This window comes from Mesorhizobium sp. B1-1-1, from assembly GCF_006442955.1.
Taxonomy (GTDB): Bacteria; Pseudomonadota; Alphaproteobacteria; order Rhizobiales; family Rhizobiaceae; genus Mesorhizobium.
On record NZ_VFWW01000001.1, the window covers coordinates 504,112 to 530,611 of the forward strand.

At 63.4% G+C, this 26,500-nt stretch carries 25 protein-coding genes; 15 read left to right on the forward strand and 10 right to left on the reverse strand.

Annotated elements, in window-relative coordinates:
- Positions 1-28: 28 nt before the first annotated feature.
- Both FJ986_RS02515 and FJ986_RS02520 read right to left on the reverse strand, forming a co-directional pair.
- Positions 29-793: an ATP-binding cassette domain-containing protein gene (locus tag FJ986_RS02515; RefSeq protein WP_140493903.1), complete on the reverse strand. Its 765-nt coding sequence runs from the start codon at positions 791-793 to the stop codon at positions 29-31.
- Positions 793-1,956, reverse strand: coding sequence for an ROK family transcriptional regulator (locus FJ986_RS02520; RefSeq protein WP_140515776.1), 1,164 nt, complete (start codon positions 1,954-1,956; stop codon positions 793-795). Before FJ986_RS02520 ends, FJ986_RS02515 begins: the two co-directional genes overlap by 1 nt.
- A gap of 167 nt (positions 1,957-2,123) precedes the next feature.
- On the opposite strand from FJ986_RS02520, the gene FJ986_RS30375 reads away from it, so the two are divergent.
- Entirely contained in the window at positions 2,124-2,273 is a 150-nt protein-coding gene (locus FJ986_RS30375) for a hypothetical protein (protein WP_181171747.1), read from the forward strand.
- A gap of 36 nt (positions 2,274-2,309) precedes the next feature.
- On the opposite strand, the gene FJ986_RS02525 is transcribed toward FJ986_RS30375, so the two are convergent.
- Together FJ986_RS02525 and FJ986_RS02530 are read right to left on the reverse strand one after the other, a co-directional pair.
- On the reverse strand, positions 2,310-3,614 hold the full coding sequence (locus FJ986_RS02525; RefSeq protein WP_140631598.1) for a M23 family metallopeptidase: 1,305 nt from the start codon (positions 3,612-3,614) through the stop codon (positions 2,310-2,312).
- 158 nt (positions 3,615-3,772) lie between these two features.
- Positions 3,773-4,240 carry a peroxiredoxin gene (locus tag FJ986_RS02530; RefSeq protein WP_140631601.1) on the reverse strand — a complete coding sequence of 156 codons (468 nt, stop codon included), beginning with the start codon at positions 4,238-4,240 and terminating at the stop codon, positions 3,773-3,775.
- Between the two features lie 95 nt (positions 4,241-4,335).
- Between FJ986_RS02530 and FJ986_RS02535 the strand changes: the two genes are divergently transcribed.
- Positions 4,336-7,725: a DUF3971 domain-containing protein gene (locus FJ986_RS02535; protein WP_140673332.1), complete on the forward strand. Its 3,390-nt coding sequence runs from the start codon at positions 4,336-4,338 to the stop codon at positions 7,723-7,725.
- A 7-nt stretch (positions 7,726-7,732) separates the two neighbouring features.
- Here the strand turns inward: FJ986_RS02535 and tyrS are convergent, their stop codons facing one another.
- Positions 7,733-8,986, reverse strand: coding sequence for a tyrosine--tRNA ligase (gene tyrS, locus FJ986_RS02540; protein WP_140493893.1), 1,254 nt, complete (start codon positions 8,984-8,986; stop codon positions 7,733-7,735).
- A gap of 298 nt (positions 8,987-9,284) precedes the next feature.
- Here tyrS and FJ986_RS02545 point away from each other — a divergent pair, with 298 nt between their 5' ends.
- Genes FJ986_RS02545 through FJ986_RS02560 form a run of 4 tightly spaced genes read left to right on the forward strand, consistent with a single transcriptional unit; the run spans position 9,285 to position 12,896 of the window.
- The gene (locus FJ986_RS02545; protein ID WP_140515786.1) at positions 9,285-10,019 is read left to right on the forward strand and encodes a glycosyltransferase family 2 protein; all 735 of its coding nucleotides are present in this window, start codon (positions 9,285-9,287) and stop codon (positions 10,017-10,019) included.
- Complete coding sequence (locus FJ986_RS02550) at positions 10,012-10,344, forward strand: lipid-A-disaccharide synthase N-terminal domain-containing protein (protein ID WP_140493889.1); 333 nt, start codon at positions 10,012-10,014, stop codon at positions 10,342-10,344. The genes FJ986_RS02545 and FJ986_RS02550 overlap by 8 nt, the downstream gene beginning before the upstream one ends.
- 43 nt (positions 10,345-10,387) lie before the next feature.
- Positions 10,388-12,037, forward strand: coding sequence for a glycosyltransferase family 39 protein (locus tag FJ986_RS02555; RefSeq protein ID WP_181181843.1), 1,650 nt, complete (start codon positions 10,388-10,390; stop codon positions 12,035-12,037).
- A 25-nt stretch (positions 12,038-12,062) separates the two neighbouring features.
- A complete protein-coding gene (locus FJ986_RS02560) occupies positions 12,063-12,896 on the forward strand; it encodes a phosphatase PAP2 family protein (RefSeq protein WP_140522030.1) in 834 nt (277 codons plus the stop codon).
- 17 nt (positions 12,897-12,913) lie between these two features.
- On the opposite strand, the gene FJ986_RS02565 is transcribed toward FJ986_RS02560, so the two are convergent.
- Both FJ986_RS02565 and FJ986_RS02570 read right to left on the reverse strand, forming a co-directional pair.
- A complete protein-coding gene (locus tag FJ986_RS02565; protein WP_140666914.1) occupies positions 12,914-13,564 on the reverse strand; it encodes an FMN-binding negative transcriptional regulator in 651 nt (216 codons plus the stop codon).
- 16 nt (positions 13,565-13,580) lie between these two features.
- Entirely contained in the window at positions 13,581-14,255 is a 675-nt protein-coding gene (locus FJ986_RS02570; protein ID WP_140493883.1) for an alpha/beta hydrolase, read from the reverse strand.
- Between the two features lie 241 nt (positions 14,256-14,496).
- Between FJ986_RS02570 and FJ986_RS02575 the strand changes: the two genes are divergently transcribed.
- The 7 genes from FJ986_RS02575 (at position 14,497) to sufA (ending at position 21,738) form a co-directional block, all read left to right on the forward strand.
- On the forward strand, positions 14,497-15,660 hold the full coding sequence (locus FJ986_RS02575; RefSeq protein WP_140666916.1) for a cysteine desulfurase family protein: 1,164 nt from the start codon (positions 14,497-14,499) through the stop codon (positions 15,658-15,660).
- A gap of 185 nt (positions 15,661-15,845) precedes the next feature.
- Positions 15,846-17,363: a Fe-S cluster assembly protein SufB gene (sufB, locus tag FJ986_RS02580; protein ID WP_140666919.1), complete on the forward strand. Its 1,518-nt coding sequence runs from the start codon at positions 15,846-15,848 to the stop codon at positions 17,361-17,363.
- Positions 17,364-17,389: 26 nt separating this feature from the next.
- Positions 17,390-18,145, forward strand: coding sequence for a Fe-S cluster assembly ATPase SufC (gene sufC, locus FJ986_RS02585; protein ID WP_140624752.1), 756 nt, complete (start codon positions 17,390-17,392; stop codon positions 18,143-18,145).
- Between the two features lie 25 nt (positions 18,146-18,170).
- Entirely contained in the window at positions 18,171-19,439 is a 1,269-nt protein-coding gene (gene sufD, locus FJ986_RS02590; RefSeq protein WP_140515796.1) for a Fe-S cluster assembly protein SufD, read from the forward strand.
- A gap of 183 nt (positions 19,440-19,622) precedes the next feature.
- Positions 19,623-20,858, forward strand: a complete 1,236-nt coding sequence (locus FJ986_RS02595) for a cysteine desulfurase (RefSeq protein ID WP_140494998.1) — start codon at positions 19,623-19,625, stop codon at positions 20,856-20,858.
- A 5-nt stretch (positions 20,859-20,863) separates the two neighbouring features.
- On the forward strand, positions 20,864-21,256 hold the full coding sequence (locus FJ986_RS02600; protein ID WP_140547766.1) for an SUF system Fe-S cluster assembly protein: 393 nt from the start codon (positions 20,864-20,866) through the stop codon (positions 21,254-21,256).
- Between the two features lie 101 nt (positions 21,257-21,357).
- On the forward strand, positions 21,358-21,738 hold the full coding sequence (gene sufA / locus FJ986_RS02605; RefSeq protein ID WP_006206001.1) for a Fe-S cluster assembly scaffold SufA: 381 nt from the start codon (positions 21,358-21,360) through the stop codon (positions 21,736-21,738).
- A 161-nt stretch (positions 21,739-21,899) separates the two neighbouring features.
- Here the strand turns inward: sufA and FJ986_RS02610 are convergent, their stop codons facing one another.
- On the reverse strand, positions 21,900-22,397 hold the full coding sequence (locus tag FJ986_RS02610) for a GFA family protein (protein WP_140560977.1): 498 nt from the start codon (positions 22,395-22,397) through the stop codon (positions 21,900-21,902).
- Between the two features lie 91 nt (positions 22,398-22,488).
- Here FJ986_RS02610 and FJ986_RS02615 point away from each other — a divergent pair, with 91 nt between their 5' ends.
- Positions 22,489-22,812 carry a TfoX/Sxy family protein gene (locus FJ986_RS02615; protein WP_140493867.1) on the forward strand — a complete coding sequence of 108 codons (324 nt, stop codon included), beginning with the start codon at positions 22,489-22,491 and terminating at the stop codon, positions 22,810-22,812.
- A gap of 125 nt (positions 22,813-22,937) precedes the next feature.
- On the opposite strand, the gene FJ986_RS02620 is transcribed toward FJ986_RS02615, so the two are convergent.
- Both FJ986_RS02620 and FJ986_RS02625 read right to left on the reverse strand, forming a co-directional pair.
- Positions 22,938-23,855 carry a pseudouridine-5'-phosphate glycosidase gene (locus FJ986_RS02620; protein WP_140656069.1) on the reverse strand — a complete coding sequence of 306 codons (918 nt, stop codon included), beginning with the start codon at positions 23,853-23,855 and terminating at the stop codon, positions 22,938-22,940.
- Between the two features lie 46 nt (positions 23,856-23,901).
- Positions 23,902-24,846 (reverse strand): carbohydrate kinase family protein, encoded by a 945-nt coding sequence (locus FJ986_RS02625; RefSeq protein ID WP_140560979.1) that lies wholly within the window; start codon positions 24,844-24,846, stop codon positions 23,902-23,904.
- A 282-nt stretch (positions 24,847-25,128) separates the two neighbouring features.
- On the opposite strand from FJ986_RS02625, the gene recA reads away from it, so the two are divergent.
- Entirely contained in the window at positions 25,129-26,226 is a 1,098-nt protein-coding gene (recA, locus tag FJ986_RS02630; RefSeq protein WP_010909075.1) for a recombinase RecA, read from the forward strand.
- Positions 26,227-26,500 lie beyond the last annotated feature (274 nt).

The window sequence follows — 26,500 nt, forward strand, 5'->3', positions numbered from 1 at the left end:
CTCTAGTGCCGGACCCCTCTTTTGTCCCTCAGCCCGCCGGTCCGGCACCGGCAAGCGTCTCCCCGGTGATCATGTTGATCACCGCATCGGGACTTGTTTTGTTGCGTGCGACATCGCCGGCCACGACGCCTTGCCGGATCACCACGATCCGGTCTGCGACCTGGAAGGCCTGCTGCATGATGTGGGTGATGATGACGACGCCGATGCCCTGGTTCGCCACCTGGCGGATCATGTCGAGGCCGCGCCGCGTCTGTTCGACGCCAAGCGCTGCAAACGGCTCGTCGAGCAGCACAAGCTTGCCGCCCCAGTGCACGAAGCGGTTGAGCTCGATGGCTTGCCGCTGCCCGCCCGAGAGATGCTCGACATTGGTGCGCAAAGACGGAATGCGGGTGCCGGCGCTGGCAAGCGCCTTGCCGACCACGGCCTCCATCGCCCGCTCGTCGAGCACTGGAATGCCGAGCACCTTGCGCGTGATCTCACGGCCCATGAAGAAATTGGCCACCACGTCGACATTCGTGCACAGCGACAGGTCCTGATAGACGGTCTCGATTCCCGCCGCCTTGGCCTCGGCAGGGGATTTGGCAAGGAACTCCTTGCCTTCGAACAGCATGCGGCCGGAGGTGGGCTCCAGGCCGCCGGCGATGATCTTGACCAGCGTCGACTTCCCGGCGCCGTTATCGCCCAGCAACGCGACCACCTCGCCCTTGCCGATCGAGAAGCTGATGCCCTTCAGCGCCTGGATCGCGCCATAGTTCTTGGTGACGTTGTCGAGCACCAGCAGGGGTTCGCTCATCAGGCAACCTCCCTGGCTGTCAGAATATCGCGGCCGCGTTCGCGCTCGGCGGTGAACATCTGGCCGAAGCGTGGCGACAACACGCCAGAGACGGCCAATGCGGCCGCGCCGCGCAGCACGGCTTGCTGGCCGCCGCCGGCGACGACGATGCGTGGCGTCTTGCGGTCCTTGCGGGCCGAAACCGAATTGTGCAGAGGCGCAGCCGACCTCGCCAGGCGTTCGAGCAGGTCCGGCGCCGCCAGCCCGCCGAGCACGACCGTCTCGGGGTCGAAAAGGTTCTCGATGATGGCAATGGCGTTGCGGAAGATCGGGCCGACCTCGGCGACCCAATCGGCATCGCTGCCCTTCCAGCGCCCTCGCGCTTCGAGCGAGACATAACGTTCGAGGCAACCGCGATTGCCGCACGGGCAAAGCTCGCCATTGGGAACGACGGGAATATGGCCGATCTCGCCGGCATTGCCCCAGGCGCCGCGCAGCACGCTGCCGTCATGCATCATGGCGCTGCCAAGTCCGACGCCGAAATAGAGATAGTAATATTCGGAATGCTGGGCGCCGATGCCGTAGAGGCGCTCGCCCATGGCGGCCGCAGCCATGTCGCCGTCGAAAAAGGCCGGCAATCCTGTCGCCGCCGTCAGCCGCTCGCGCAGCGCCACGTCCTTCCAGCCGGCCATTGTGGTCGGCCCGATGAAGCTCATCGTGTCCACGCCGAACGGGCCGGGAAGCGCCATGCCGATGCCGATGACGCGGCCCGCGGCGCGCGTTCCGGTCAGGTCGCGGACCATGGCGCGGACCTGGTCGAACGCATGATCGGGCGTCGCGTTGGGGGCCTCGCGGTGCAAGCTGTCGATCACGTCACCGCTGAGATTGATCAGCGCCGCGTCGATCCCCAGCGGCGTCAGGTGGATGCCGACGGCATAGCCGCCCTCGGGATTGATGCGCAGCGTCGCCGGTGGCAGGCCACGGCCCTTCGGCTCCTCGCGTACGGACAGGACGTAACCCTGCTCCTCCAGTTCGCGAACGATGGTCGATACGGTTTGAACGGTGAGGCCGACATGCCTGGCGATATCGCCCCTGGCGATGGGGCCGTACCGGCGGATCGATTCGAGCACGATGCGTCGGTTGTACGGCCGCCCGAACTCCTGATTGGTCCCTCGCAATGCCATGCCTTGCGTCCCCGGTTGAGGCAAGGTTGGCACCAAATATTTATTCAGTCAAATGGAATTCAAAAATGCACCGCATTTGAGGGACGCGCCCGCTACGGCGGAAAAGCCGGCCGGTGTCCGGCTGATCACCGCGCCCTAGATAGCGGGACATGGATAAGATTTATGTCTTGCTGATCTTTGCCGCGGCCATTGCCATCATCTGCCTGGGCGGCAGATGGAACACATCTGATACCGACCACTATATGGGCTTCGACAATTTGCGGTCGCCCCGAAAGGGAAAAGCCCTGAACGGCGACAAGGATGCGAAAAAGCGATGAGGACGGCGCGGGATGGCGGCGGCCTGGGCCCGTTCGTTAGAGATACTGCGCGACCTTCTTGCCGACCGTGAGGAAACGCAAAGGATCGATCGCTTCGCCATTGTGGCGGACTTCGTAATGCAGATGCGGGCCGGTCGAGCGACCGCTGCTGCCGGTCTTGCCGATGACAGCGCCGGCATCCACTTTTTCGCCCACGGTCACGTCGATTTCGCTGAGATGTCCATAGCGCGTGGCAAACCCATTGCCGTGATCGACTTCGACCATGCGGCCATAGCCGCCATTCCAGCCGGCCTTGGTGACCACGCCTGGCGCGGTGACCTTGGCCGCCATGCCGATCGGCGCCCTGAAGTCCATTCCCGAATGCAGGGCGGCCGTGCCGAGGATCGGGTCGGTGCGCACGCCGAACGGGCTGGTGACGGAATGACCGGGTGCGGGATTGGCGAGCGGCAGCCGGCGTGCTTCCTTCTTAAGTTGATCGAGCGTGTCCAGCGCCTCGTCCAGTTCCTTGACCTTGCTGTCGAAAAACATCGAGCTGTCGAGCGGGATCAGCGGTCCGCCGACATCGCTTTCGTTCTTGCCGAAATCACTGTCGACCGGCAGTCCGGCCGCCTCGAGCGCCTGGGTTATGGCGTCGGCATTCTTGTAGGCGTTATCAGCAAGTATGCTGATGCGCGTGAGCTGGTCGTTCTCGATGGATTTCAACGACTTGTTGATCGAAATGAACAGTTTGTCGGCACGATCGGCGGCCGAATCGTTCGGCAGCGGATCGGAGCGGGTCGCCCACAGGGAGAACGGCCTGGTGTCGGCGGTGCCAGTGGCGGCGCCGAGGCTGGCCAGCGCGTAGCTTTGAGCAGGCTGGGCGATGCTGCCGGTCACTTCGGCGTGTTTGTCAGGCTTTGCCGGCGCTGCCGGATCTTCGGCCGTCGCTGCGCCGACTTCATTTTCGGCGCGGTCGAGCAGCGGGCCGAGGCGGCCGTGGCGCTGGCTGAGCTGCGTCTGGCGCTCCAAAAGCTCGCTCACCTTGGTTTCCATCAATTGCTGGTCAAGCAACTGCCGGCTGGTGATGCGGTCGACCTGGGCGCGAAGCGCCGAGATGCGGTCTTCGTAAGCCTGCTGCATGCGGGCCTGGCGCGCGGTGGTGGCGCCGATCAGGTCGTCGCGCAGCACGAGATAGGAGGTGGCCAGCAGGTAACCGATGGCGATCGCCGCCAGCGCCGAACCGAGAAATACAACCAGCCAGGGCCGGATCGTGAAGTGCCTGATCTCGCTGCCGCGGGCGATGATGACTGTATGCGGTTCCTTGCGCCTGCCAAAGATCGCGGACTGACCGGTTGCGTTCACGGGACCAAGCTTTCGTTTACGACACCACGACAGCCCGACTACACATTATTAAGGTTAACAAAGCTTTGCCGAAGCAAGACGCCGGCAAGAATTGCCCGCAAAGCGAGCATGGGTTGCTTCGCGTCGCTTTCTGAAAACAAGGGCGCGGAGGCGCCCCCTTAAATCGCCCGCACAGCTTCCAGCACCTCCTCGGCATGGCCCTTGACGCGGACCTTGCGCCAGATCCTGGCGATGCGCCCGTCGCGGCCGATCAGGAACGTCGCGCGCTCGACACCCATGTATTTGCGGCCATACATCGATTTTTCGACCCAAAGGTGGTAGGCCTCGATCACCTTGCGCTCCTCGTCGGAGGCAAGGTCGATGGTAAGATCGTATTTCGACTTGAACTTGTCGTGCTTCCTGGCGCTGTCGGGCGACAGGCCGATCACGACGGCGCCGGCCTTCTCGAACTCCGGCTTCAGCTGCGTAAAGCTGATCGCTTCGGCGGTGCAGCCGCTGGTGTCGTCCTGTGGGTAGAAGTAGAGGACGACAGGTCTGCCGGCAAAGCCGGCCAGGCTGAGCGAACCACCGCCGTCCCGCGGCAACTCGAATTGCGGCGCGGGATCGCCCACATTGAGGTCAGCCATATCCATGCCCTTGTTTGAGGTTACGCGCGAAGCCACACCGATATAGTGTCGAGCGGGGATTCGTCCACGAGCGAGTTCGTAGAACGGAAAATTGCGTGGATCAGGAGCAACCGCAGCACGAGAAGATCAGGTTCAGGCGGGATGAAATCACCGACCTGGGCGCCTTGCCATCGGCTTGCCGCGTTCCGCCGCTCGGCCAGGCGGCGATCGGGCGCGGCTTTCGTATCCTATCGCGGCTGTTTGCCGGCGCCGTTGCGCTGGTGCTGCTGGCGGGGGTGGCTGTCTATCTCATCGGTGTCTCCGGAATAGGGGCCGACCGGCTGCGCGTCGAGGCGGAGGCCGCCATCGAGAAGCTTGCGGGCGTCGATGTCGATGTTGCGGTCGGGCCCGCCCGCATCACCCTCGACAGTTCGAGCTTCGTCGCGCTCCAGGTGAGCGACGTCAGCCTGAAGGCCAGCGACGGTAAACCCATGGCCGATGCGGGCAGGGTGCGTTTCGGCATCCGCCTGCTGCCGCTGCTTCGAGGCGAGGTGCGGCTGACCAGCGCCAGGATTTCCGATGCGCGCATCGTTACCGCGGCGATGCCGTCGGGCGGCGACTGGACGGCCGAACTGCGCAATCGGGACGGGCTGATCGATCCCGAAAAACTGTCCGATGCGCTCTTTGCCAACATCAATCACGCTCTCGATGCGGTGCGCGAGGAATCGCTGCACCGTATCGATCTTCACAATGTGGCATTCGTTTTGCCCGACACCGAGGCGGTCAGGTTGATCACAGTCGCCGACGCGGTCGTCCTGCAGTCGGGGACAGGCGGCATGGAGTTCTCCTCGCAGGCAAATGTCGACGGCAAGGCGGTGACCGTCGCAGCATCCGCCAGCCGCGATGCCGAGACCCGGCGCGTGATGTCGCTGGATGCCACCGTCGGCATCGCCGAAGACGGCGGCGAAAGCGGCGCAATGGCGTCCGGCGGCAAGTTGGGGGCGCTCAGCGTGACGCTCAAAGGGTCGCAGGGGGCCGACGACACCGCGTCGCGGCTGACGGCTGCCCTGTCGTCCAGGGGATCGGTGCTTGATCTCGGCACGCGTGGGCTGTTGTCGGCCGATGTCGATGTCGGCGCCACGCTCGTCCGCGGCAGCAACAAGATCCAGGTGGACAGGCTGTTGCTGAAGACCGGCCGCTCGACCTTCGATTTCGCCGGCTCGATCGGGCCCAGGCCAGCGACCGCCGCCGCCGGAGAGGAGCCGGCCTACCGATACGATCTGACCAGTGACGGCTCGACACTGGCGCCTTCGGAATCGCCGGAGCCAGCGCTCACCTTCCTTGCCCGCATCGCCGGCGTCTACCAGACCAAAAGCCATAAATTGGTAGCCGATCAGATCGCGGTCCGGTCGGCCGCTTCCAGCGAGGTCCTTGGAACCGCGGCCGTGCAGTTCGTTGACGGCAAGGCTCCCGGCATCAATCTGGCGCTCAACGTGCATGACATGCCGGTCTCGCACGTCAAACAGCTTTGGCCATGGTTTTCGGCGCGCAACGCGCGGCTCTGGGTATTGGACAATCTGTTCGGCGGCCGCGTCGTCGATGCCAATCTTCAATTCCAGGTGGTGCCTGATCGCCTCGGCAATGGCGTGCCGCTTTCCGCCGACGAGGTGTTCGGCCGCTTCCAGATCGAAGGATCGCGTTTCGACACGGCTGGCCGCATTCCGCCGATACGCGATGCCGTCGGTGTCGTCGCCTTCCACGGCAATGACGTCGATATCTCCCTGTCCTCTGGCACCGTCTTCATGCCCAGCGGCCGCACCGTGGCGGCCAGCAACGGCACGCTGACCGTCAAGGCGGCCAACCGCCCGCCGGTCGTCGGCGCGCTCGACATCGACGTTGCCGGCGAAGCGTCCGCGGTCGCTGAACTTGCCTCCTACGAGCCGATCAATGCCATGCGCCATGTCGGCTTCCTGCCCGAAGACCTGTCCGGCAGCGTCACCGGCCATGTCAGGGCCGATATTCCGCTGCAATCCGGCGTCGACAGCTCGAAGCTCGATTGGCTGGTATCGCTCGACTACAGCGGGCTTTCACTGGCCAAGCCGTTCGAAGGCCAGAGCGTCACGGATGCCGACGGTTCCGTCACGGTCGACCCTGAAAAGGCTGTGATTTCCGCCAAGGCATCCCTGAACGGCATTCCGGCCGAACTCGACCTGATCGAGCCGCTGGAGAATGGCGGACCGGCACGCAGCCGCAAGGTGGCCCTGGTGCTCGACGACAAGATCCGCGCCGCCGCCATGCCGGGGCTGGCCCCGTTGCTGGGCGGAACCGTGAAAGTCGCGATCGACAAAAGCGGGGAGGGCAACCAGAACGTCTCGGCCGACCTGACCAATGCCAGGCTCGACATTCCCTGGGCCGGATGGAGCAAGGGGGCAGGGGTCCCCGCAAGTGCTACATTCATCATGACCACGTCCGGCGACACCACGACGCTGTCCGACTTCGACCTCGACGGCAAGACATTCTCCGTCGACGGCAACATCGTGCTGGTCAACGGGGCCCTGTCCTCGGCAAAGTTCAGCAAAGTCGCCCTGAACCGCGGCGATGACGTGGCGGTGTCCGTCAAGCGATCGGGCAGGGGCTATGCAGTCAACATCAGCGGCAATGCCCTGGATGCCCGCTCGCTGATCAAGCAGTTCACCTCCGACGTCGACACCGCGACCAAGACGACGGGCGCCGACGCGATTTCCGTCAGCGCCGACGTCGATCGGCTGACCGGTTTCCACGACGAGCAACTGTCCAACCTCAAGCTCGACTACAGCGCGGCCGGTTCGAAGGTGAACGGGCTGAAGGTCAGCGCCACTGCAAGTTCGGGAGCCGCCATAGCCATCAGCAACACGAGCAGCGCCGGCCGGCGCTCGCTTAACGTACAGTCGGCGGACGCCGGTGCGATACTGAGATTCCTCAACATCTACGAGCACATGGAAGGTGGGGCGATTGCCCTGGCCTTGTCAGGAGCGGGCGACGGGCCGATGAAGGGCAAGGTGGACACGACGAACTTCTTCGTCGTCAACGAACCGAAGCTCGCCTCCATCGTCTCGACCACGCCGGCAGGCGACAGCCGCAGCCTCAATCAGGCGGTCAAGGGCAAGCTCGACACCTCGCGGGTACAGTTCGAACGCGGTTACGCCGAGATCGAGAAGGGCAGCGGCTATCTCAGGCTGGCCAATGGCGTGCTGCGCGGTCCCCGCATCGGCACGACGTTCCAGGGCACGCTCTATGACCAGAACAACAATATGGACATGACCGGCACCTTCATGCCGGTCTACGGCCTCAACCGCATCTTCGGTGAACTGCCCATCGTCGGCGCGCTTTTGGGCAATGGCCGCGACCGCGGCCTGATCGGCGTGACCTACCGGCTCAAGGGCAACGCCAACAAGCCGCTGCTCGACATCAACCCGCTCTCGGTGATCGCGCCGGGGATATTCAGGTCGATCTTCGAGTACCGGTGAAGGGGCCTCAGATCGGCCGCACCAAAATGTGTTTTTTCCTGCCCAGTGAAAGCTTTACGACGTTTTCCGGACTCAAATCCTGAAGCGTGACCGTGCGACGGTCATCGCTGACAGGCTGATCATTGAGCCGCACCGCACCGCCTTGCACATGCCGCCGCGCTTCGCCGTTGGACGCCGCCAGCCCGGCGGTCACCAGCAGCGCCAGGATGCCGACGCCGGCTTCGAGCTTGGCGTTTTCAACCTCGACGCTCGGCAGCGTCTCGGCGAGGGCACCTTCCTCGAAGGTCTTGCGTGCGGTTTCGCTGGCCTGTTCGGCGGCGCCGCGACCATGGAGCAACGCGGTGATCTCCGTGGCGAGGATCTTTTTCGCCTCGTTGATCTCGGACCCACCGAGCTTCTCCAGGCGCGCCACCTCGTCCAACGGCAGCGTCGTGTAGAGCTTCAGGAAACGGCCGACATCGGCGTCCTCGGTGTTGCGCCAATACTGCCAGAATTCGTAAGGCGAGAGCATCTCGGCATCGAGCCAGACCGCGCCCGTGGCGGACTTGCCCATCTTGGCGCCCGACGAGGTGGTGAGCAGCGGCGTCGTCAGCGCATAAAGCTGCGCGTCCTCCATGCGGCGACCGAGATCGATGCCGTTGATGATGTTGCCCCACTGGTCGGAGCCGCCCATCTGCAGACGGCAGCCGAGGCGCTTGTAGAGCTCGACGAAGTCGTAGGCCTGCAGGATCATGTAGTTGAATTCGAGGAAGGACAACGACTGCTCGCGGTCGAGCCGCAGCTTGACGGAATCGAACGCCAGCATGCGGTTGACCGAAAAGTGACGGCCGACGTCGCGCAGGAAATTGACGTAGTTGATCTCCATCAGCCAGTCGGCGTTGTTGACCATGATCGCGTCATTCGGGCCGCTGCCGAATTTGAGATACGGCATGAAATTGCGGCGGATGCCGGCGAGATTGTCGTCGATGTCGCGCGGGGTCAGAAGCTTGCGCGCCTCGTCCTTGAAGGAAGGGTCGCCGATCATCGAGGTGCCGCCGCCCATCAGGGCGATCGGCCGATGGCCGGTCTGCTGCAGCCAGTGCAACATCATGATCTGGATCAGCGAGCCGGCGTGCAGGCTCTTGGCCGTCGCGTCGAAGCCTATATAGGCCGTCACCGTCTCCTTGGCGAAGAGATCGTCCAGCCCGGCATCATCCGAAGTCTGGTGGATGAAGCCGCGCTCGCTCATCGTGCGCAGAAAATCGGATTTGAAGGCAGGCATTTTTTCTTTCCCGAAGCGTCCGCCCGTCCGGCGCGGGCGTATGTGAAAGCGCGCGTTTAGCACCCAAGCGCGATCAGCAAAAGTGGATTCCGGTTTTGCGCCCGATCGCGCTTCGACCAGGGGCTTGGCAATCACTTGTTGTTGAAACGCCGCAAGCCGCCTCTCGGCGCGGATGCTTGCTTCATTGTTTGTGCTGGCGTAATGAGGCGCGCGCCAAAAGGTCCTTGCAGCCCACGACCTCAAGCGGCACCGCACGGCATCCACCAATGCCATATCCGACGACAGAGCCCCACGCGACATGCCGGACGCATTGATATCCATCGTCATTCCTTGCAGGAACGAGGCGGCAAACCTGCCGCTGCTGATCGATGAGATCGAGGCGGCGATGACCGGGCGCGACTTCGAACTGATCATCGTCAACGACGGCTCGACCGACGAAACCGCAGCCGTTCTCGCCAGGCAGGCAGCACTTCGCCCGTTTCCAGTCAGGGAATTGCGGCACGAGAAATCCGCCGGCCAGAGCCTCTCGGTACGCTCCGGCGCCTGGGCGGCGCGCGGAAGCATCGTCGCCACGATCGACGGCGATGGCCAGAACGATCCTCAGTACATTCCCATGCTGGTCGACGCCTTGCGGCGGGCCGGGCCCGGCTACGGCGCCGCGCAAGGGCAGCGCCTGAAGCGCCGCGACAGCAAGGTCAAGCAACTGGCATCGCGGTTCGCCAACTGGCTGAGAAACGCCATCCTGCATGACGAGACGCGCGACACAGGCTGCGGCCTGAAGGCGGTCCACACCGAGATCCTGCGCAAGCTGCCGTTCTTCGACGGCACCCATCGTTTCGTTCCGGCGCTGGTCATCCAGGAAGGATACCATGTCGTGCATTGCGACGTCGTCGACCGCTCCCGCCGCCACGGCAAGTCGAACTACGGAATTTTCGACCGCGGCCTGCAGGGCGTGCTCGATCTCTGCGGCGTCTGGTGGCTGCGCCGCAGGCGTCGCCGGATGCCAAAAGTAGAGGAAATCACGCATGGTTAACGTGCTTCAGGAACTGGTGACCTGGATCCACCGGGTCTTCATCGAACAGTTCAACGCGTGGATCCTGCTCGGCTTCGTCGCCCAGTTCTTTTTCACCATGCGCTTCGTCGTGCAGTGGCTCGCATCGGAAAAGGCCAAGCGAAGCGTCGTGCCGATCGCCTTCTGGTTCTTCTCGCTGTTCGGCGGAGGTCTGTTGCTGATTTATGCGATCAAGCGGCAGGACCCGGTGTTCATCGCCGGCCAGGGCATGGGCTTGTTCATCTACATCAGAAATCTCTGGCTGATCGCCAATGAACGCAAGGCGGCGATGACGAAGGTCGATTGAGCGGCTTTGCGCATCAGGGAAGAATGGTCGGAGAGGCTGGAATATGGCGCTGAACAGGAACTACATCCTTCTTTTCCTGTTCAGCCTGGTGATGACGGTGTCGGGACTTGCGTCCATGCCGCCGCTGGACCGTGACGAGCCGCGCTTCGTCCAGGCCACCAAGCAGATGGTCGAGAGCGGCGATTATGTCGACATCCGCTTTCAGGACGCTTCGCGCTACCAGAAGCCGATCGGCATCTATTGGCTGCAATCCGCGGCCGTGGCTCTGAGCGGCAAGGGCGCCGCCGCACCAATATGGGTCTACCGCCTGGTGTCGACGCTGGGCATCGCCCTGGCCGTTCTCGGCATCGCCTGGACGGGCACCAGGCTTTTCGGAGCCAGTGCCGGCATCGCCGCCGGCCTGGTGATGGCGGCGATCTTCGCCACCGCCTTCGAGGGCCGCGACGCCAAGACCGATGCGATGCTGCTGGCCTGCTGCGTGGCGGCGCAGGGCGCGCTGGCGCAGATTTACCTGGCATCGCGCCGCAACGAGCCCGTCGCCGGCCATCTGTGGTGGATATTCTGGCTGGCGCAAGGGGTCGCGATCCTCATCAAGGGGCCGATCGCCCCACTGCTGTCGGCGCTCACCATCGCTGTCTTGTTTGCATTCGAACGCGACGGGCGCTGGCTGTCGAAGCTCAAGGTGGGGCGCGGCCTGCTGCTCGTCGTGCTGATCGTGTTGCCCTGGCTCGCCCTGATCACCTGGAAAAGCCACGGCGCCTTCCTCCAGCAGGCCGTCGGCAAGGATATGCTCGGCAAGGTCGCCCAGGGCGAGGAATCGCACGGCCTGCCGCCCGGCTTCTACATGTTGACCTATTCGCTGTTCATGTGGCCGTTCGGCCTGATCGCCGTCGGCGCCGGCCTGCAAGCCCTCAACCGGCTGCGCGACGATGTCAGGCTGCGCTTCTGCCTCGCCTGGTACATCCCCTTCTGGCTGGTATTCGAACTGATTCCGACCAAGCTGCCGCACTACGTGCTGCCGGCCTATCCCGGCATGGCGCTGCTGATCGGCTGGCTTTTGACATTGCAGCCGCAGGAAGCCAATGCGCCGCTCCGGCGCTGGCAGCAATGGTTGTGGTGGTCGACTGCATTCGGCCTGGTCGTGGTCAGCCTCGGCCTGGCTGCGGTCTGCGTGGGCGCCCCGATCTATCTCACCCATACTTTCTCGTGGTGGAGCATTCCGGCCGCCGCGTCGGCGCTCGGCGCCGGCTACCTGGCCTTCTCGCGACAGTTGCAAGTGCCGCTTGCCCGTATCGGCGCCGTCGCCGCCTGTGCGGGCATCGCCTACGGGTTGCTGTTTGGTATCATCGCCCCGTCCTTGAAGCCGATATGGCTGAGCCCGGCGATCAACCAGGCTGTGCGCGTCTACAAGCCTTGCGACACCTCGGTGCTGGCGTCGGCGCGGTATCACGAGCCGAGCCTTGTGTTCCTGGTGGGCACGAAAACGATACTGACCGACATCGATGGCGTGGCAAAGCATCTGCTTGCCGACCCCGCCTGCGCGCTGGGGCTGGCGCCGGTCGAGGATGAGCAGAAACTCAATGGATTGCTGGCGGGGCAAGGCAAGGCGGCGAGCCATCTTACGACGATCGACGGGCTCAACTTTTCATCGGGAGACAAAATGTCGCTCGGCCTCTTCCGTATCGCCCAATGAGTTCGACAATGGGATCGGGTTTTCAATGCTGGTGAAACCGCGCCCTTCCGTATCCGTTGCGCCCGCTGCGGTGGTGCGTCGGTCCGTTGGCAATTTCCGCGACACGCTGCGGATCGTGAGAGGGCGCTTCGCCGCTCGTTCCGCCTCGTATCCCAAGGTCCTATGGCCGCTCTGGATCTCGGCCTGGATTTTGCTCACGGCAGCGGCGTTCGTCGGCCTCGACACGCCGGCGGGACTGCTGCACGGCCGGTGGTCGGCGGGCTTCGGCCGGCTCGCCGAGTTCCTGACACAGTTCGGCCTGGGCGGCTGGTATCTCATCCCGCCGGCACTCTTGCTCATAGGGGCCAATCTGACGGACTGGCGAAGCCTGTCGCGGCGGTCATTGATGCTCGTCTACAACTGGACCTGCCTGGCGTTCCTTGCACTGAGCGCCGTCGGCCTGTCCGGCCTGCTGGTCAATGTCCTGAAATATGCGGTCGGCCGGGCGCGTCCGCTCTATTTTCAGGATCTCGGCGTGCTCTCGCTGCGTCCCTTCGCCTTCGATGCGCGCTTTGCCGGTTTCCCGTCCGGTCACGCCACGACCATGGGGGCCGTGTTCGGCATCCTGCTGCTTTTGTTCCCGCGGCGCTGGTACATCGCCTTGCCGATCACGGCCTGCATCGCCTCGACGCGGGTCTTCGTCGGCGCGCATTATCCGAGTGATACCGTCGCCGGCTTTGGTCTTGGCTTTGCCTTCGCGCTGGTTTGCGGACTGGTCTTTGCCCGGCTCGGCTTCATCTTCAGCCCGACACGATCGGGATTGCCGGTGCGCAAGCAGACGTTTCGGCTGATCGGTCGAACAAGCCGAACGGCCGTCTGATCCATCGAGCCTGGGATTTAGTCGCCGTTCAGTCCGCCATAGGACCTTACCAGGTTCACCATGTCGGACGAATTTGCCGTCTCGCTTTCAAGCCCGTGCGCAACGCCTGCGCGATCCGCGACGGGACGGTTCTGGCTGACCTTCCATTTGCCATGGATTTCGGCGATCTCGATCTCCAGCCCGATGATGCCCTTGATCTGCGACTGGATGAACGGGGCAGGCGCATCCGTTATCGCCCATGGCGCCTCACGCGTGCCTTCCTGCGATGCCGTCAGGTCGGCGATCTGCCGCGCCAGCCAGTCCTGATCGTCGATCACCTTCGCGATGCCGCGCACCTGCACGATGGCATAGTTCCAGGTCGGCACCACCTTGCCGGTCTCGCGCTTGGTCTCGTACCAGGACGGCGTCACATAGGCGTCGGTGCCCTGGAAGACGATCAGCACCGTCGAGGCCGGATTGTCGGCGATAAGCCGCCATTGCGGATTGGCTTTGGCCAGATGTGCGCGCAGCCTGCCATTTGGCCCGACATCGGCGTCGATCAGGAACGGAATGGCGTCGGCGACCGGCCCTTCGGGTCCGCTGGAAACCAAGAGGCCGAGCGGATGTGCCCGGATCAGCCCGTGCAGCACCTCCGGCCGTGTTTCCTGGAAATGAGGAGGCTGGTACATCGCGATCATCCGTCCTTTAGCGCAGCCGCTTCGGGCGCGGATCCGACAATTCGCCGGCCAGCCGGCGATCGAGATAATCCGCGCATTCCTCGATCAGCAGTTCGGCATCGTTGGCGAAGAAATGATTGGCGCCGGGCAATGTCTTCTGCGTGATGGTGATGCCCTTTTGCGTGTGCAGCTTGTCGACCAGGCCTTGCACGTCCTTCGGCGGCGCCACCTTGTCAGCGTCGCCATGGATGATGAGCCCCGAGGAGGGGCAGGGAGCCAGGAAGGAAAAGTCGTAGGTGTTGGGTTGCGGCGCGACCGAGATGAAGCCTTCGATCTCGGGCCGGCGCATCAAAAGCTGCATGCCGATCCACGAGCCGAACGAATAGCCGGCAACCCAGCAACTCTTGGAATCCGGATGCAGCGACTGCACCCAGTCGAGTGCGGCGGCCGCATCCGACAATTCGCCGGTACCGTGATCGAATTCGCCTTGGCTGCGCCCGATGCCGCGGAAATTGAAGCGCAGCGTGGTGAAGTCGCGCTTCTGGAACATGTAGAAGAGGTCGTAGACGATTTTGTTGTTCATCGTCCCGCCGAATTGCGGGTGCGGATGCAAGACAATGGCAATCGGCGCGCTCTTTTCCTTCGAGGGCTGGTATCGACCCTCCAGACGGCCGGCCGGACCGGTGAAAATGACCTCAGGCATGAAATACTCCAACTTGGGTAATAAGAATGCGCGGCGCCCGGAGAACCTTCCTCTGGCCTTGACGCAGGGCGAGCGTCTTCATAGAAGCTAGTTTAGAATTGTTCAAAACTGGGTGGCCGGAACGCAATCGTCCGGCTGCCCGCGCCGCAAGCCGCGTAAATAGGACGGCTTGCCTTGGAATTTCAAGGAAATAACGCGATATCTCGGTGGAATGGCTTCTGACGGGACCAACTGGAAGAAAATGGCCGGAATGCGCGCCTATCTCGACTACAATGCCAGTGCGCCCCTGCTTGCAGCGGCACGCGAGGCTATGGTCGCGGCGCTCGATGTGGCCGCCAACCCATCATCGGTCCATGCCGAAGGGCGTGCGGCGCGTCGCCTGATCGAAACTGCAAGGCGTGATGTGGCGGAATTGGTGAAGGCCAAGGCTGGGCATGTCGTGTTCACGTCAGGCGCCACGGAAGCCGCCTCGACGCTGCTGACGCCCGATTGGCGGATGGGGCGCGGGACCATCCGCATGAGCCATCTCTATGTCTGCGAAGCCGACCACCCCTGCCTGTTGAACGGCGGGTCCTTCCCGGCCTCGCAGGTGACGCGGATCGGCGTCGACGCCAATGGAATTGTCGACCTCGAAGCAATGGCAAACGCGCTTGCCGCGCACGATAAGGCCGCCGGCCTGCCGCTGGTGGCAATCCACGCCGCCAATAATGAGACTGGCGTCATCCAGCCGGTCGATCGTATCGCCGAAATCGTAAAGTCGGTCGGCGGTGTCCTCGTCGTAGACGCGGTTCAGGCGGCAGGGCGCATTTCGATCGACATTTCGGCGGGTTACGCCGACTATCTGATACTGTCGTCGCACAAGATCGGCGGCCCCAAGGGCGTCGGCGCCATCGTCGCCGCTGCCGATCTGATGATGCCGAAGCCGCTCATCAACGGCGGTGGCCAGGAAAAGGGCCATCGCGGCGGTACCGAGAACCTGCCCGGCATTGCGGGATTTGGCGCGGCGGCGCAGGAGGCTCTCATCGGATTGGAGGCCATCGATGCCCTGCGTCGGCGCCGCGACGAGATCGAGGCCATCGTTAAAATGTTGATACCGGACGTGGAAATCTTCGGAACCGACGCGCCGAGGCTTGCCAACACGACATTCTTCGCTATTCCCGGCGCCAAGGCCGAAACGGTACAGATCGCCTTCGACCTGGCCGGTGTGGCGCTGTCGGCGGGTTCCGCCTGCTCGTCGGGAAAAGTCGGTCCGAGCCATGTGCTGAAGGCCATGGGTCACGGTGACAGTCTAGGTGCGTTGCGCGTGTCGATCGGCGCGGCGACCGGCGCGCAGGACATCGAGGCGTTCCGCCTGGCATTGGCAGAAATCGCCGCACGTCGGGTGGGCAAGGAGAAGGCCGCGTAGCGGTTGGACGAATTTGGGCCTTTCGGCCTGGTAGAGCCGTGCGTTTCATGCTGGCCGGGTGAATTTCCGGCCGAGGCGCACTATATGAAACTTACGCCGCCGCGGGTGCTCCTTGGGTGCTCATCCGGCGGTGCCATAGTTTGAAAACTGTCGGGCCTTGACCCCGGCGTGGATGGAGAACGCATATGCCTGCTGTGCAGGACACGATCGATCGGGTCCGAAAGATCGACGTCGACCAATACAAATACGGTTTCCAGACCGAAATAGCTGTCGACAAGGCCCCCAAGGGCCTGAGCGAAGACATCATCCGTTTCATTTCGGCGAAGAAGGACGAACCGTCCTGGATGCTGGAATGGCGTCTGGAAGCCTATCGGCGCTGGCTGACGCTGGAAGAGCCGACCTGGGCGCGCGTCAACTATCCCAAGATCGATTTCCAGGACATCTATTACTACGCGGCGCCGAAGAGCACGCCCGGACCGAGCTCGCTCAGCGACGTCGATCCGGAGATCTTGAAGGTCTACGAGAAACTCGGCATTCCGCTGAAGGAGCAGGAGATCCTGGCCGGCGTGCAGAAGACCGATGTGTCCGAGCTCGAGGAAGCCAGCGACAATGTCTACAAGTCCGGCCGCGTCGCCGTCGACGCCGTGTTCGATTCGGTATCCGTCGTCACCACGTTCAAGAAGGAACTGGCGCAGGCGGGCGTCATCTTCTGCTCGATCTCGGAAGCCATCCGCGAGCATCCGGAACTGGTGAAGAAATATCTCGGCTCGGTCGTGCCGACGTCGGATAATTTTTATGCGACGCTGAATTCGGCCGTCTTCACCGACGGCTCGTTTGTCTTCGTGCCCAAGGGCGTTCGCTGCCCGATGGAACTGTCGACCTATTTCCGCATGAACGAGAAGAACACCGGCCAGTTCGAGCGCACGCTGATCATCGCCGAGGAGGGGGCCTACGTCTCCTATCTCGAAGGCTGCACGGCGCCGCAGCGCGACGAGAACCAGCTCCATGCGGCGGTCGTCGAACTGGTGGCGCTAGACGATGCCGAGATCAAATATTCGACGGTGCAGAACTGGTACCCCGGCGACGCCGAGGGCAAGGGCGGCATCTATAACTTCGTTACCAAGCGCGGCGATTGCCGTGGCCACCGCTCGAAGATCTCGTGGACGCAGGTCGAGACCGGCTCGGCGATCACGTGGAAATACCCGAGCTGCATCCTGCGCGGCGACGATTCCAGCGGCGAGTTCTATTCGATCGCCGTGTCGAACGGCTACCAACAGGTCGACAGCGGCACCAAGATGATCCATCTCGGCAAGAACACGTCGAGCCGCATCATCTCCAAGGGCATCGCCGCCGGTTTTTCGCAGAACACTTATCGCGGCCAGGTTTCGGCGCATCGCAAGGCGACCAATGCGCGCAACTTCACCAATTGCGACTCGCTGCTGATCGGCGACCAGTGCGGCGCCCACACGGTTCCCTACATGGAAGCCAAGAACGCGACGGCTCAGTTCGAGCATGAGGCGACGACGTCGAAGATTTCCGAGGACCAGAAGTTCTACGTCATGCAGCGCGGCATTCCGGAGGAGGAAGCGATCGCGCTGATCGTGAATGGCTTCGTCAAGGACGTCATCCAGCAGCTGCCGATGGAATTCGCCGTCGAGGCACAGAAGCTGATCGGGATTTCGCTCGAGGGCTCGGTCGGCTGACCGGACAGATATTCAGGAAGAAAAGAATGCTTGAGATCAAGAACCTGCATGCCCGCATCGTCGATGACGGCACCGAAATCATCCGCGGCCTGAATCTCTCGGTAAAAGCCGGCGAGGTCGCCGCGATCATGGGGCCGAATGGCTCGGGCAAGTCGACGCTGTCCTACATCCTCGCCGGCCGCGAGGACTACGAGGTCACCGAGGGCGATATCCTCTACAACGGCCAGTCGATCCTCGAAATGGATCCGGCCGAGCGCGCGACGTCGGGGATTTTCCTGGCCTTCCAGTATCCGATGGAGATACCGGGCGTGGCGACCATGGAATTCCTGAAGGTTGCCATGAACGAGCAGCGCAAGGCGCGCGGCGAGGAGCCGCTGAAGATCCCCGAATTCCTGAAGCGGGTGAAGGAAGCCGCCGGCTCGCTCAACATGGACATGAACATGCTGAAGCGGCCGCTCAATGTCGGCTTCTCCGGCGGTGAGAAGAAGCGCGCCGAGATCCTGCAGATGAAGCTTTTGGAGCCAAAGCTCTGCGTGCTTGACGAGACCGATTCCGGGCTCGACATCGATGCGCTCAAGATCGTTTCCGATGGCGTCAACGCGTTGCGCTCGCCCGAGCGCGCCATTGTCGTCATCACGCACTATCAGCGGCTGCTCGAACACATCGTGCCCGACACCGTGCACGTGCTCTACAAGGGCCAGGTCATCAAGTCCGGCGACAAGTCGCTGGCGCTCGACCTCGAGGCCAATGGCTATGCCGGCGTGATCGGTGAAGCCGCGTGAGATGCCAGAAGGCAAGGTCAAACTGATGAACATGCACACACAACCCCAGCGGACACCGGCCGAAACAGCGTTGATCGACGCTTTCGGCGAACGGTTGTCGCTGCTGCCGGGCGACGGCGCGGTGATGTTGAAGCGCGACGACGCCATCGAGGCGGTGAAGCACGGACTGCCGACCCGGCGTATCGAATCCTGGCACTACACCGACCTGCGCCGGCTGCTGAATGCGGTGCCGGACTTCGACCCGACGGCCGTGGCCAAAGCCATCGCGCCAGTCGTTGAAGGTTCCACCGTGTTGCCGCTTCTCAACGGCGTGTCGAGCGCCAAAACGCCCGCAATCGAAGGCGTCAGCGTCCAGTGCCTGTCGGAGAAACTGACCGACGGCAGCATCGCGCCTGGGCTCGATCCCTACGGCAGCGACGATGCCATCGGGGCGTTGAACACGGCTTTCGTCGCCGACGGTTATTTCGTCGACATCGCCGATGGCACCCAAGTGGAAAAGCCGATCGAATTGCAAAACCTGCAGGCCGGCGGCCAGACGCATGTACGCCTGGCCGTGCGCGCCGGCGCCGACGCCAAGGCTGTGATCGTCGAACGCCAGGCCGGCGAGGGCGCGGCCCTTGTCAGCTCGGTCAGCCAGCTCGTGCTCGGCGAAGGCGCCGAGGTGACGTGGCTGATCATCCAGGAGCAGCCGGACACGGCAACGCATCTGGCGCAGTTCAAGGCTCATATCGGCAAGAATGCGAAGCTGACGCTGTTCGTCATGAACGCCGGCGGCAAGCTCGTGCGCCAGGAGGTCGTTGTGAAGACGACGGGCGAGGGCGCTGACTTCCAATTGCGCGGCATCAACCTGCTGGCCGGCGACGCCCACACGGACACCACCATGGTGCTCGATCATGCGGTGCCGCACACCACGTCGACGGAAGTGATCCGCAATGTCGTGACCGGCAAGGCGCGTGGCGTCTTCCAGGGCCGCATCAACGTCCATCAATACGCGCAGAAGACCAACGCCAAAATGGCTTGCAACACGCTGCTTCTGTCGGACGACGGCGAGTTCTCGACCAAGCCGGAACTCGAAATCTTCGCCGACGACGTGGTCTGCGGTCATGGCGCCACCGTCACCGAGATCGACCACAACCATCTGTTTTACCTGATGGCGCGCGGCATCGACGAGAAGAGCGCCCGTGGTCTGCTGGTGAAGGCCTTCATCGCCGAGGTGATCGAGGAACTGGACGACGAGGTGATCGTCGAGGCCCTGGAGACCAGGCTCGACGGCTGGTTTGCGGCGCATGGATGAGTGGATAGGGCTCGCTCCGGCGAACACCCCTGATCCGGCCGCTTCGCGGCCACCTTCTCCCACAAGGGGAGAAGGAAGAGCGCCTGACCTTCTCCCCTTGTGGGAGAAGGTGGATCGGCGCGAAGCGCCGAGACGGATGAGGGGCGTTGCACGGAATGAGGCGGTGCCTCAAGAGAGCTTATGATGGACCAGAAAGTCGAAACCTACGACGTCGAGGCGATCCGCCGCGATTTCCCGATTCTGTCACGCGAAGTCTACGGCAAACCTCTCGTCTATCTCGACAATGGCGCCTCGGCGCAGAAGCCGCAGGCGGTGCTCGACGCGGTCCAGCACGCCTATGCCCAGGAATACGCCAACGTCCATCGCGGCCTGCACTTCCTGTCCAATGCAGCGACCGACGCCTATGAGAAGGCGCGGGAGACGGTTCGCCGCTTCCTCAATGCGCCGAGCACCGACAATATCGTCTTCACCTCGAACACGACATCGGCGATCAACACGGTCGCCTATGGCTATGGCATGCCCAATATCGGCGAGGGCGACGAGATCGTGCTGTCGATCATGGAGCACCACTCCAACATCGTGCCATGGCATTTCATCCGCGAGCGGCAGGGCGCCAAACTGGTCTGGGTGCCGGTCGACGATCTCGGCGTCTTCCACATCGAGGAATTCGAGAAGCGACTGACCGACCGCACAAAGCTGGTCGCTATCACGCAGATGTCGAACGCGCTGGGCACGGTGACGCCGATCAAGGAGATCGTGCGCATCGCGCATTCGCGCGGCATTCCCGTGCTCGTCGACGGCAGCCAGAGCGCCGTCCATATGCCCATCGACGTGCAGGACCTCGACTGCGATTTCTTCGTCTTCACCGGCCACAAGGTCTACGGTCCCTCCGGCATCGGTGTGCTCTACGGCAAGAAGGACATCTTGCAGCGCATGCGTCCGTTCATGGGTGGCGGCGAGATGATCGAGGAGGTGACCGAAGACATCGTCACCTACAACGACCCGCCGCACCGCTTCGAGGCCGGTACGCCGCCGATCGTCCAGGCGATCGGGCTCGGCGCCGCGCTCGATTACATGGAAAAGATCGGCCGCGAGCGCATCGCCGCGCACGAGGCCGATTTGAAGGACTATGCGCACGAGCGGCTGCGCGCCATCAACTCGCTGCGCATCTTCGGCGACGCGCCCGGCAAGGGCGCCATCATCTCGTTCGAGCTGCAAGGCATTCATGCCCATGACGTGTCGATGGTGATCGACCGGCAAGGCGTGGCTGTGCGCGCGGGCACCCATTGCGCCCAGCCCCTGTTGAAACGCTTCGGCGTAACCTCCACATGCAGGGCGTCGTTCGGCATGTATAATACGCGAGCCGAAGTCGATGCTTTGGCTGATGCGTTGGAAAAAGCGCGCAAGTTTTTCGGGTGACGATAATGGAAGATGCCAGCACAGCTACCGACGCTGTTCCCGACGCGGCCGCTAAGGCGGTGGTTTCCGCCTCCGCAATTCCCGCCGACGAACTGGCGCGGCTGACCGACGACATCGTCTCGGCGCTGAAGACGGTCTACGACCCGGAAATCCCGGCCGATATTTACGAGCTTGGCCTCGTCTACAAGATCGACATCGAGGACGACCGTTCGGTCAAGATCGACATGACGCTGACCGCGCCCGGCTGCCCGGTGGCCGGCGAGATGCCGGGCTGGGTTGAGAACGCCGTCGGCGCCGTCGAAGGCGTGTCGGGCGTCGAGGTCAACATGACATTCGACCCGCCCTGGTCGCCCGATCGCATGTCGGAAGAGGCGCAGGTGGCGGTGGGCTGGTACTGACGTCGAGTCCGGCACACTTGCGCCAGTGGCAAAACTTCACCATTTTAGGTGAGGAATCATTCGGCAGGCCTTGAACCTGCATGGAATGGAGAAGGAAAAAGATGGGACGCTTTGCCGTCATCACGATGACCGAAAAGGCCGCCGACCGGGTGCGCGAGATCGTTGCCACGCGTGAGAATGCGCATGGCATTCGCCTCGGTATCAAGAAGGGCGGTTGCGCCGGCATGGAATACACGGTCGACCTGGTGACCGAACCCAATACCAAGGACGACCACATCGAGCGCGACGGCGCCCATGTCTATGTCGCGCCGGAAGCAGCACTTTTCCTGTTCGGCACCGAGATGGATTTCGAGCAGACGACGCTGCGCACCGGCTTCACCTTCCGCAACCCGAACCAGAGCTCGGCCTGCGGCTGCGGCGAATCCGTCGAACTGAAGCCGGCCGACCTCAAGGCGCTGGCAGAAGCACGCGCCTCCGCCTGACCTTCCTTCGTCCCGTTTACGGGGAGAAGGTGTCCCCCAGGGCCGGATGAGGGGCAGCGATAGCCCCGCTGCCGGCGTTCGTCATTCGAAAAGCCGCGCAATTGGCTTCCCGCCTGCTGCGCAGACCACTCCTCACCTCCCTTAGAACGCAGCGAAGACACTCACTCCACCCACGTCCCGGTCCGCTTATGCCAGTCGGCGATCGATTCCTCGGGATAGACGTCGAACACCTTGTCGCTCGGCCCGACATCGGGCTCGACCCAGTTGGCCTTGTATTTCAGCATCAGATGCACCTTGCTTGGCGGTTTCGGCAGGTCGCTGTCGATCGCCGAGGCGAAGGGATGGACGAGTTCCGGCCAGGTCGGGTCGTAGAGCCACAGCGCCGATCCGCATTTGCGGCAGAAATTGCGCTCTCCGGTCGAGATCTCGCAATGCGGATGTTCGTCGTCCTCGATCTCGGCCCGATAGACGCCGAGGCTCCTCTTGCCCCGGATGGTCATCGTCTCGTAGTCGGCGCCGAGATTGATGGCAAAACCGCCGCCGCCCTGCTGCTTGCGGCAGATCGAGCAGTAGCACAGCATGAACGGCACGGGCGTGTGGCTTTCCACCTCGAAACGAACGGCATTGCAGCGGCAGGACCCCTTGAGCAGGACAGGCATGGCGGGAACTCCGATCGATCCCCTTTCAATCTGTCAGCATGGTTTTGGTTGCGCCGATGACAAGGCCGAATCGCGGTGACATGATCCGCGCATGGACAATGAACGCATAGAAGAACTCTTCCAGAGCCTGGGCCCGGTCAGCATCCGCAAACTGTTCGGCGGCAAGGGCATCTATGCCGACGGCGTCATCGTCGCCATCGTGCTGCGCGGCGAATTGATGCTGAAAGCGGACGAGCAAAGCGCGCCCGATTTCGAGGCCGCCGGCTGCGCGCAGTGGACCTACACCGGGTCCCGGCACGGCAAGCTGGTGGCGATGCCCTATTGGAGCATTCCCGATAGTGCCTTCGACGACCCCGACGAGATGGCGGTATGGGCGCGGCGGGCCTATGAGGCGGGGCGGCGGGCGGGAAAATAACGCTAGGACCTCGGGGCGATGAGGCAGTGCAGACTTTTCGGAGACGTCCAGCAGGACAGAGGAGGGCGTGACGGAACTCGGTGGTCGCGAGTAGCCGTGGTGCCGCCGCTCGTATTTCCGGCGTCCTACAGCGCCCCGGCAATTCGCGCTGCCAGCCGAGCATTGTTTTCGACCAGCGCGATGTTGGTCTTCAGGCTCCGGCCGCCGGTGAGTTCGAGGATTTTGGAGAGCAGGAACGGCGTCACCGCCTTGCCGGTAACGTTGAGCGCCTCGGCGGCCTTCTGGGCGGCCTCGATGTAGCCGGCCATCTCGCCGGCCGGGATTTCGTGATCCTCCGGCACCGGATTGGCGATCAGCATGCCGCCGCTCAGGCCCAGCGCCTGTCGCGTCTTGTAAAAATGCGCGATCTCTTCCGGCGCGTGCAAGGTCAGCGGCGCGCGGAACGGCGACTGCCGCGACCAGAAGGCCGGCATGGTCTCGCAGCCATGGCCGATCACGGGCACGCCGCGGGTCTCCAGCACCTCCAGCGTCTTTTCGATGTCGAGGATGGCCTTGGCCCCAGCCGAGACGACGATGACGGGCGTGCGCGCCAGCTCATCGAGGTCGGCGGAAATGTCGAAGCTTTTTTCGGCGCCCTTGTGCACGCCGCCGATGCCGCCGGTGGCGAACACCTTTATCCCAACCATATGCGCGGCGATCATTGTGGCGGCAACCGTGGTGCCGCCGGTGCGCCCTTGCGCGACGGCGAAGCCGAGATCGGCGCGCGAGAGCTTCATGGCGTCGCCGGTCATGGCGAGCGATTCGCGTTCTCCGTCGGAGAGGCCGATCTTGATGCGGCCCGCCACCACGGCGATCGTCGCCGGCACCGCGCCGCCGTCCGCAATGATCCTTTCCACGTCGGCCGCCATGGCGCCATTGTCGGGGTAGGGCATGCCGTGGGTTATGATGGTGCTTTCCAGCGCCACCACGGGCTTCCCGGCCGACAGGGCCTGCGCCACCGGCGCGTGGACATCGATGAAGGGGCGGGCGGTGTCTGGGGTCATCTTGATCTCCAATCCGAAGTGCGGCGCATCCTTTCGGATGCCGGTCTCATGCCATTTCCTGCTCTTCGGGCACAAGAGCCAGCGCTTGCGCGAAAGTCGCCGTGGTGAAATCGGGAACGGCGCCCGCGCTTTCAATAGCCAGCGTCGCGGCGGCGACGCCCTCGCGCAACGCCGCGCGCAAGGGCATGCCGCGCAGCAGGGCGGCGACCGTCGCGCCGGCAAGCGCATCGCCGGCGCCGGTGACGTCCACGACCTTTCTTGGAGGGGGCGGGACGACGGCAAAGCTGCCGTCGCGGTCGAAGCCCAGCACCGGGCCGCCGCCCGCCGTGACCACCGCGCTGTCGAGGCCGGCGCTTCTCAGCCCGTCGAGGATAGTTTTTTGAGAGGCGGCATCGTCAAGTCCGGCAAGCGCCACCGCCTCGCGCCTGTTCATGAAGGCGACGGCCAGGCCGCCGAGCACCGGTGTCAAGCGCACGACCTTGGCCGGTGAAATGGCAATGGCGAACACGGGCTTGCCGGCGGCAAGCGACACCAGCCGCTCCAGAGCCGCCGATGGCAGGTTGGCGTCGCACAGGACGGCATCGGCGGCGGCGATCTCCTCCCGCACCCTGGAGCGGCGGATCTGCTTTGCAAATGCCAGCTCATAAAGCGCCATGTCGGCAAAGCCGACGAGCAGTTCGCCCTCGCGGTCGATCAGCGCCGTATAGCTCGGCGTCGTGCGGTCGAGGAACACCGCGGACAGGTCGGCAATGCCTGCTTCGGCGATGGCGCGCGAAACCGTGTCGGCGGCGGCATCGCCGCCGCGCACCGACAGCAACGAGCCCGAGACGCCTCGCCGCACCGTGCTGCGCAATGCGTTGAAGACGCCGCCGCCAACGTCCTCGCGCATCGTGCCCGGGTTGGAGGCAGCCGGCACGTAAGCGCCGGACACCTGGCCGCGCCTGTCGATATGGGCGCCGCCCACCGCCAGGACTCTTGGAGATCTCACCATGCGCCGATATGACCTTTGTTGGCGGTCACGCACAAGCGCCATGCTGTGCGACGGAGCTTCGCAGGCAACAACCAGCGATTCGTGAGGCCGGCACGGCGAACCAGCCTGGCCTAATATTCGGGTCATGCTGGAGCCGAATCGTGAGACAAAAAAAGAACAAATCAGGATGTTGCTTATTTTTCAAATGCTTGATCCCTCTTGCCAAATGAGAACAAAAAAGGTACAAATAACCAAGGATTACGGATTGTCCGGCCTTCATTGACGACTACGGGGTGATGTATCATGGCTCAGAACAGCTTGCGGCTTGTAGAGGATAAGGCAGTGGACAAATCAAAGGCTCTGGATGCGGCGCTGTCGCAAATCGAGCGGGCTTTCGGCAAGGGCTCGATCATGCGGCTCGGCGCGAACGAGCAGGTCGTCGAGATCGAAACCGTGCCGACCGGCTCGCTCGGCCTCGACATCGCGCTTGGCGTCGGCGGCCTGCCGCGCGGCCGCATCATCGAGATCTACGGGCCGGAAAGCTCGGGTAAGACGACGCTGGCGCTGCACACGGTGGCGGAAGCCCAGAAGAAGGGCGGCATCTGCGCCTTCGTCGATGCCGAGCATGCGCTCGATCCGGTCTATGCCCGCAAGCTCGGCGTCGATCTCGAAAACCTCCTGATCTCGCAGCCTGACACTGGCGAGCAGGCGCTTGAGATCTGCGATACGCTGGTGCGCTCCGGCGCCATCGATGTGCTGGTGGTCGATTCGGTCGCGGCGCTGACGCCGCGCGCCGAAATCGAGGGCGAGATGGGCGATTCGCTGCCCGGCCTGCAGGCCCGCCTGATGAGCCAGGCGCTGCGCAAGCTGACCGCCTCGATCTCGCGCTCCAACACCATGGTCATCTTCATCAACCAGATCCGCATGAAGATCGGCGTCATGTTCGGCTCGCCCGAAACCACCACCGGCGGCAATGCGCTGAAATTTTACGCCTCGGTGCGTCTCGATATCCGCCGCATCGGCTCGGTCAAGGACCGCGACGAGGTCGTCGGCAACCAGACCCGCGTCAAGGTGGTCAAGAACAAGCTGGCGCCGCCCTTCAAGGTGGTCGAGTTCGACATCATGTACGGCGAAGGCGTGTCGAAGACAGGCGAGCTGGTCGATCTCGGCGTCAAGGCCGGCGTGGTCGAGAAGTCGGGCGCCTGGTTCTCCTACAATTCGCAGCGTCTCGGCCAGGGCCGCGAGAACGCGAAGCTGTTCCTGCGCGACAATCCCGATACGGCGCGCGAGATCGAACTTGCGCTCAGGCAGAACGCCGGACTGATCGCCGAGAAATTCCTTGAGAATGGCGGCTCCGAAGGTGGCGATGATGGGTTCGAGGATGAAGCCGGCGCGATGTAAGCGTTCGCCGGCGCAATTCAAGCGTTCGCCGGCGCGATCTAGCGTTCGGTTTATGGCCCGAGTTCGGCCATAATCCCGGTTCATCAATTTGAGCTTATGTAATCGAGTTCTGTAGTATTGCGTTTCGAACCGCCGGCCCCGTGCCGGCGGTTTGCGTTTTGGGTGGCTGGTGAACCGCGAATTGGCCGGCTTGCGTGTTTCTGGACAGGGTGCCAAGCGGCGGCTAAAAGGCCAGCTCCATCTTCTAAAGCAGAGCCCATTTTCCGCCGGTCCG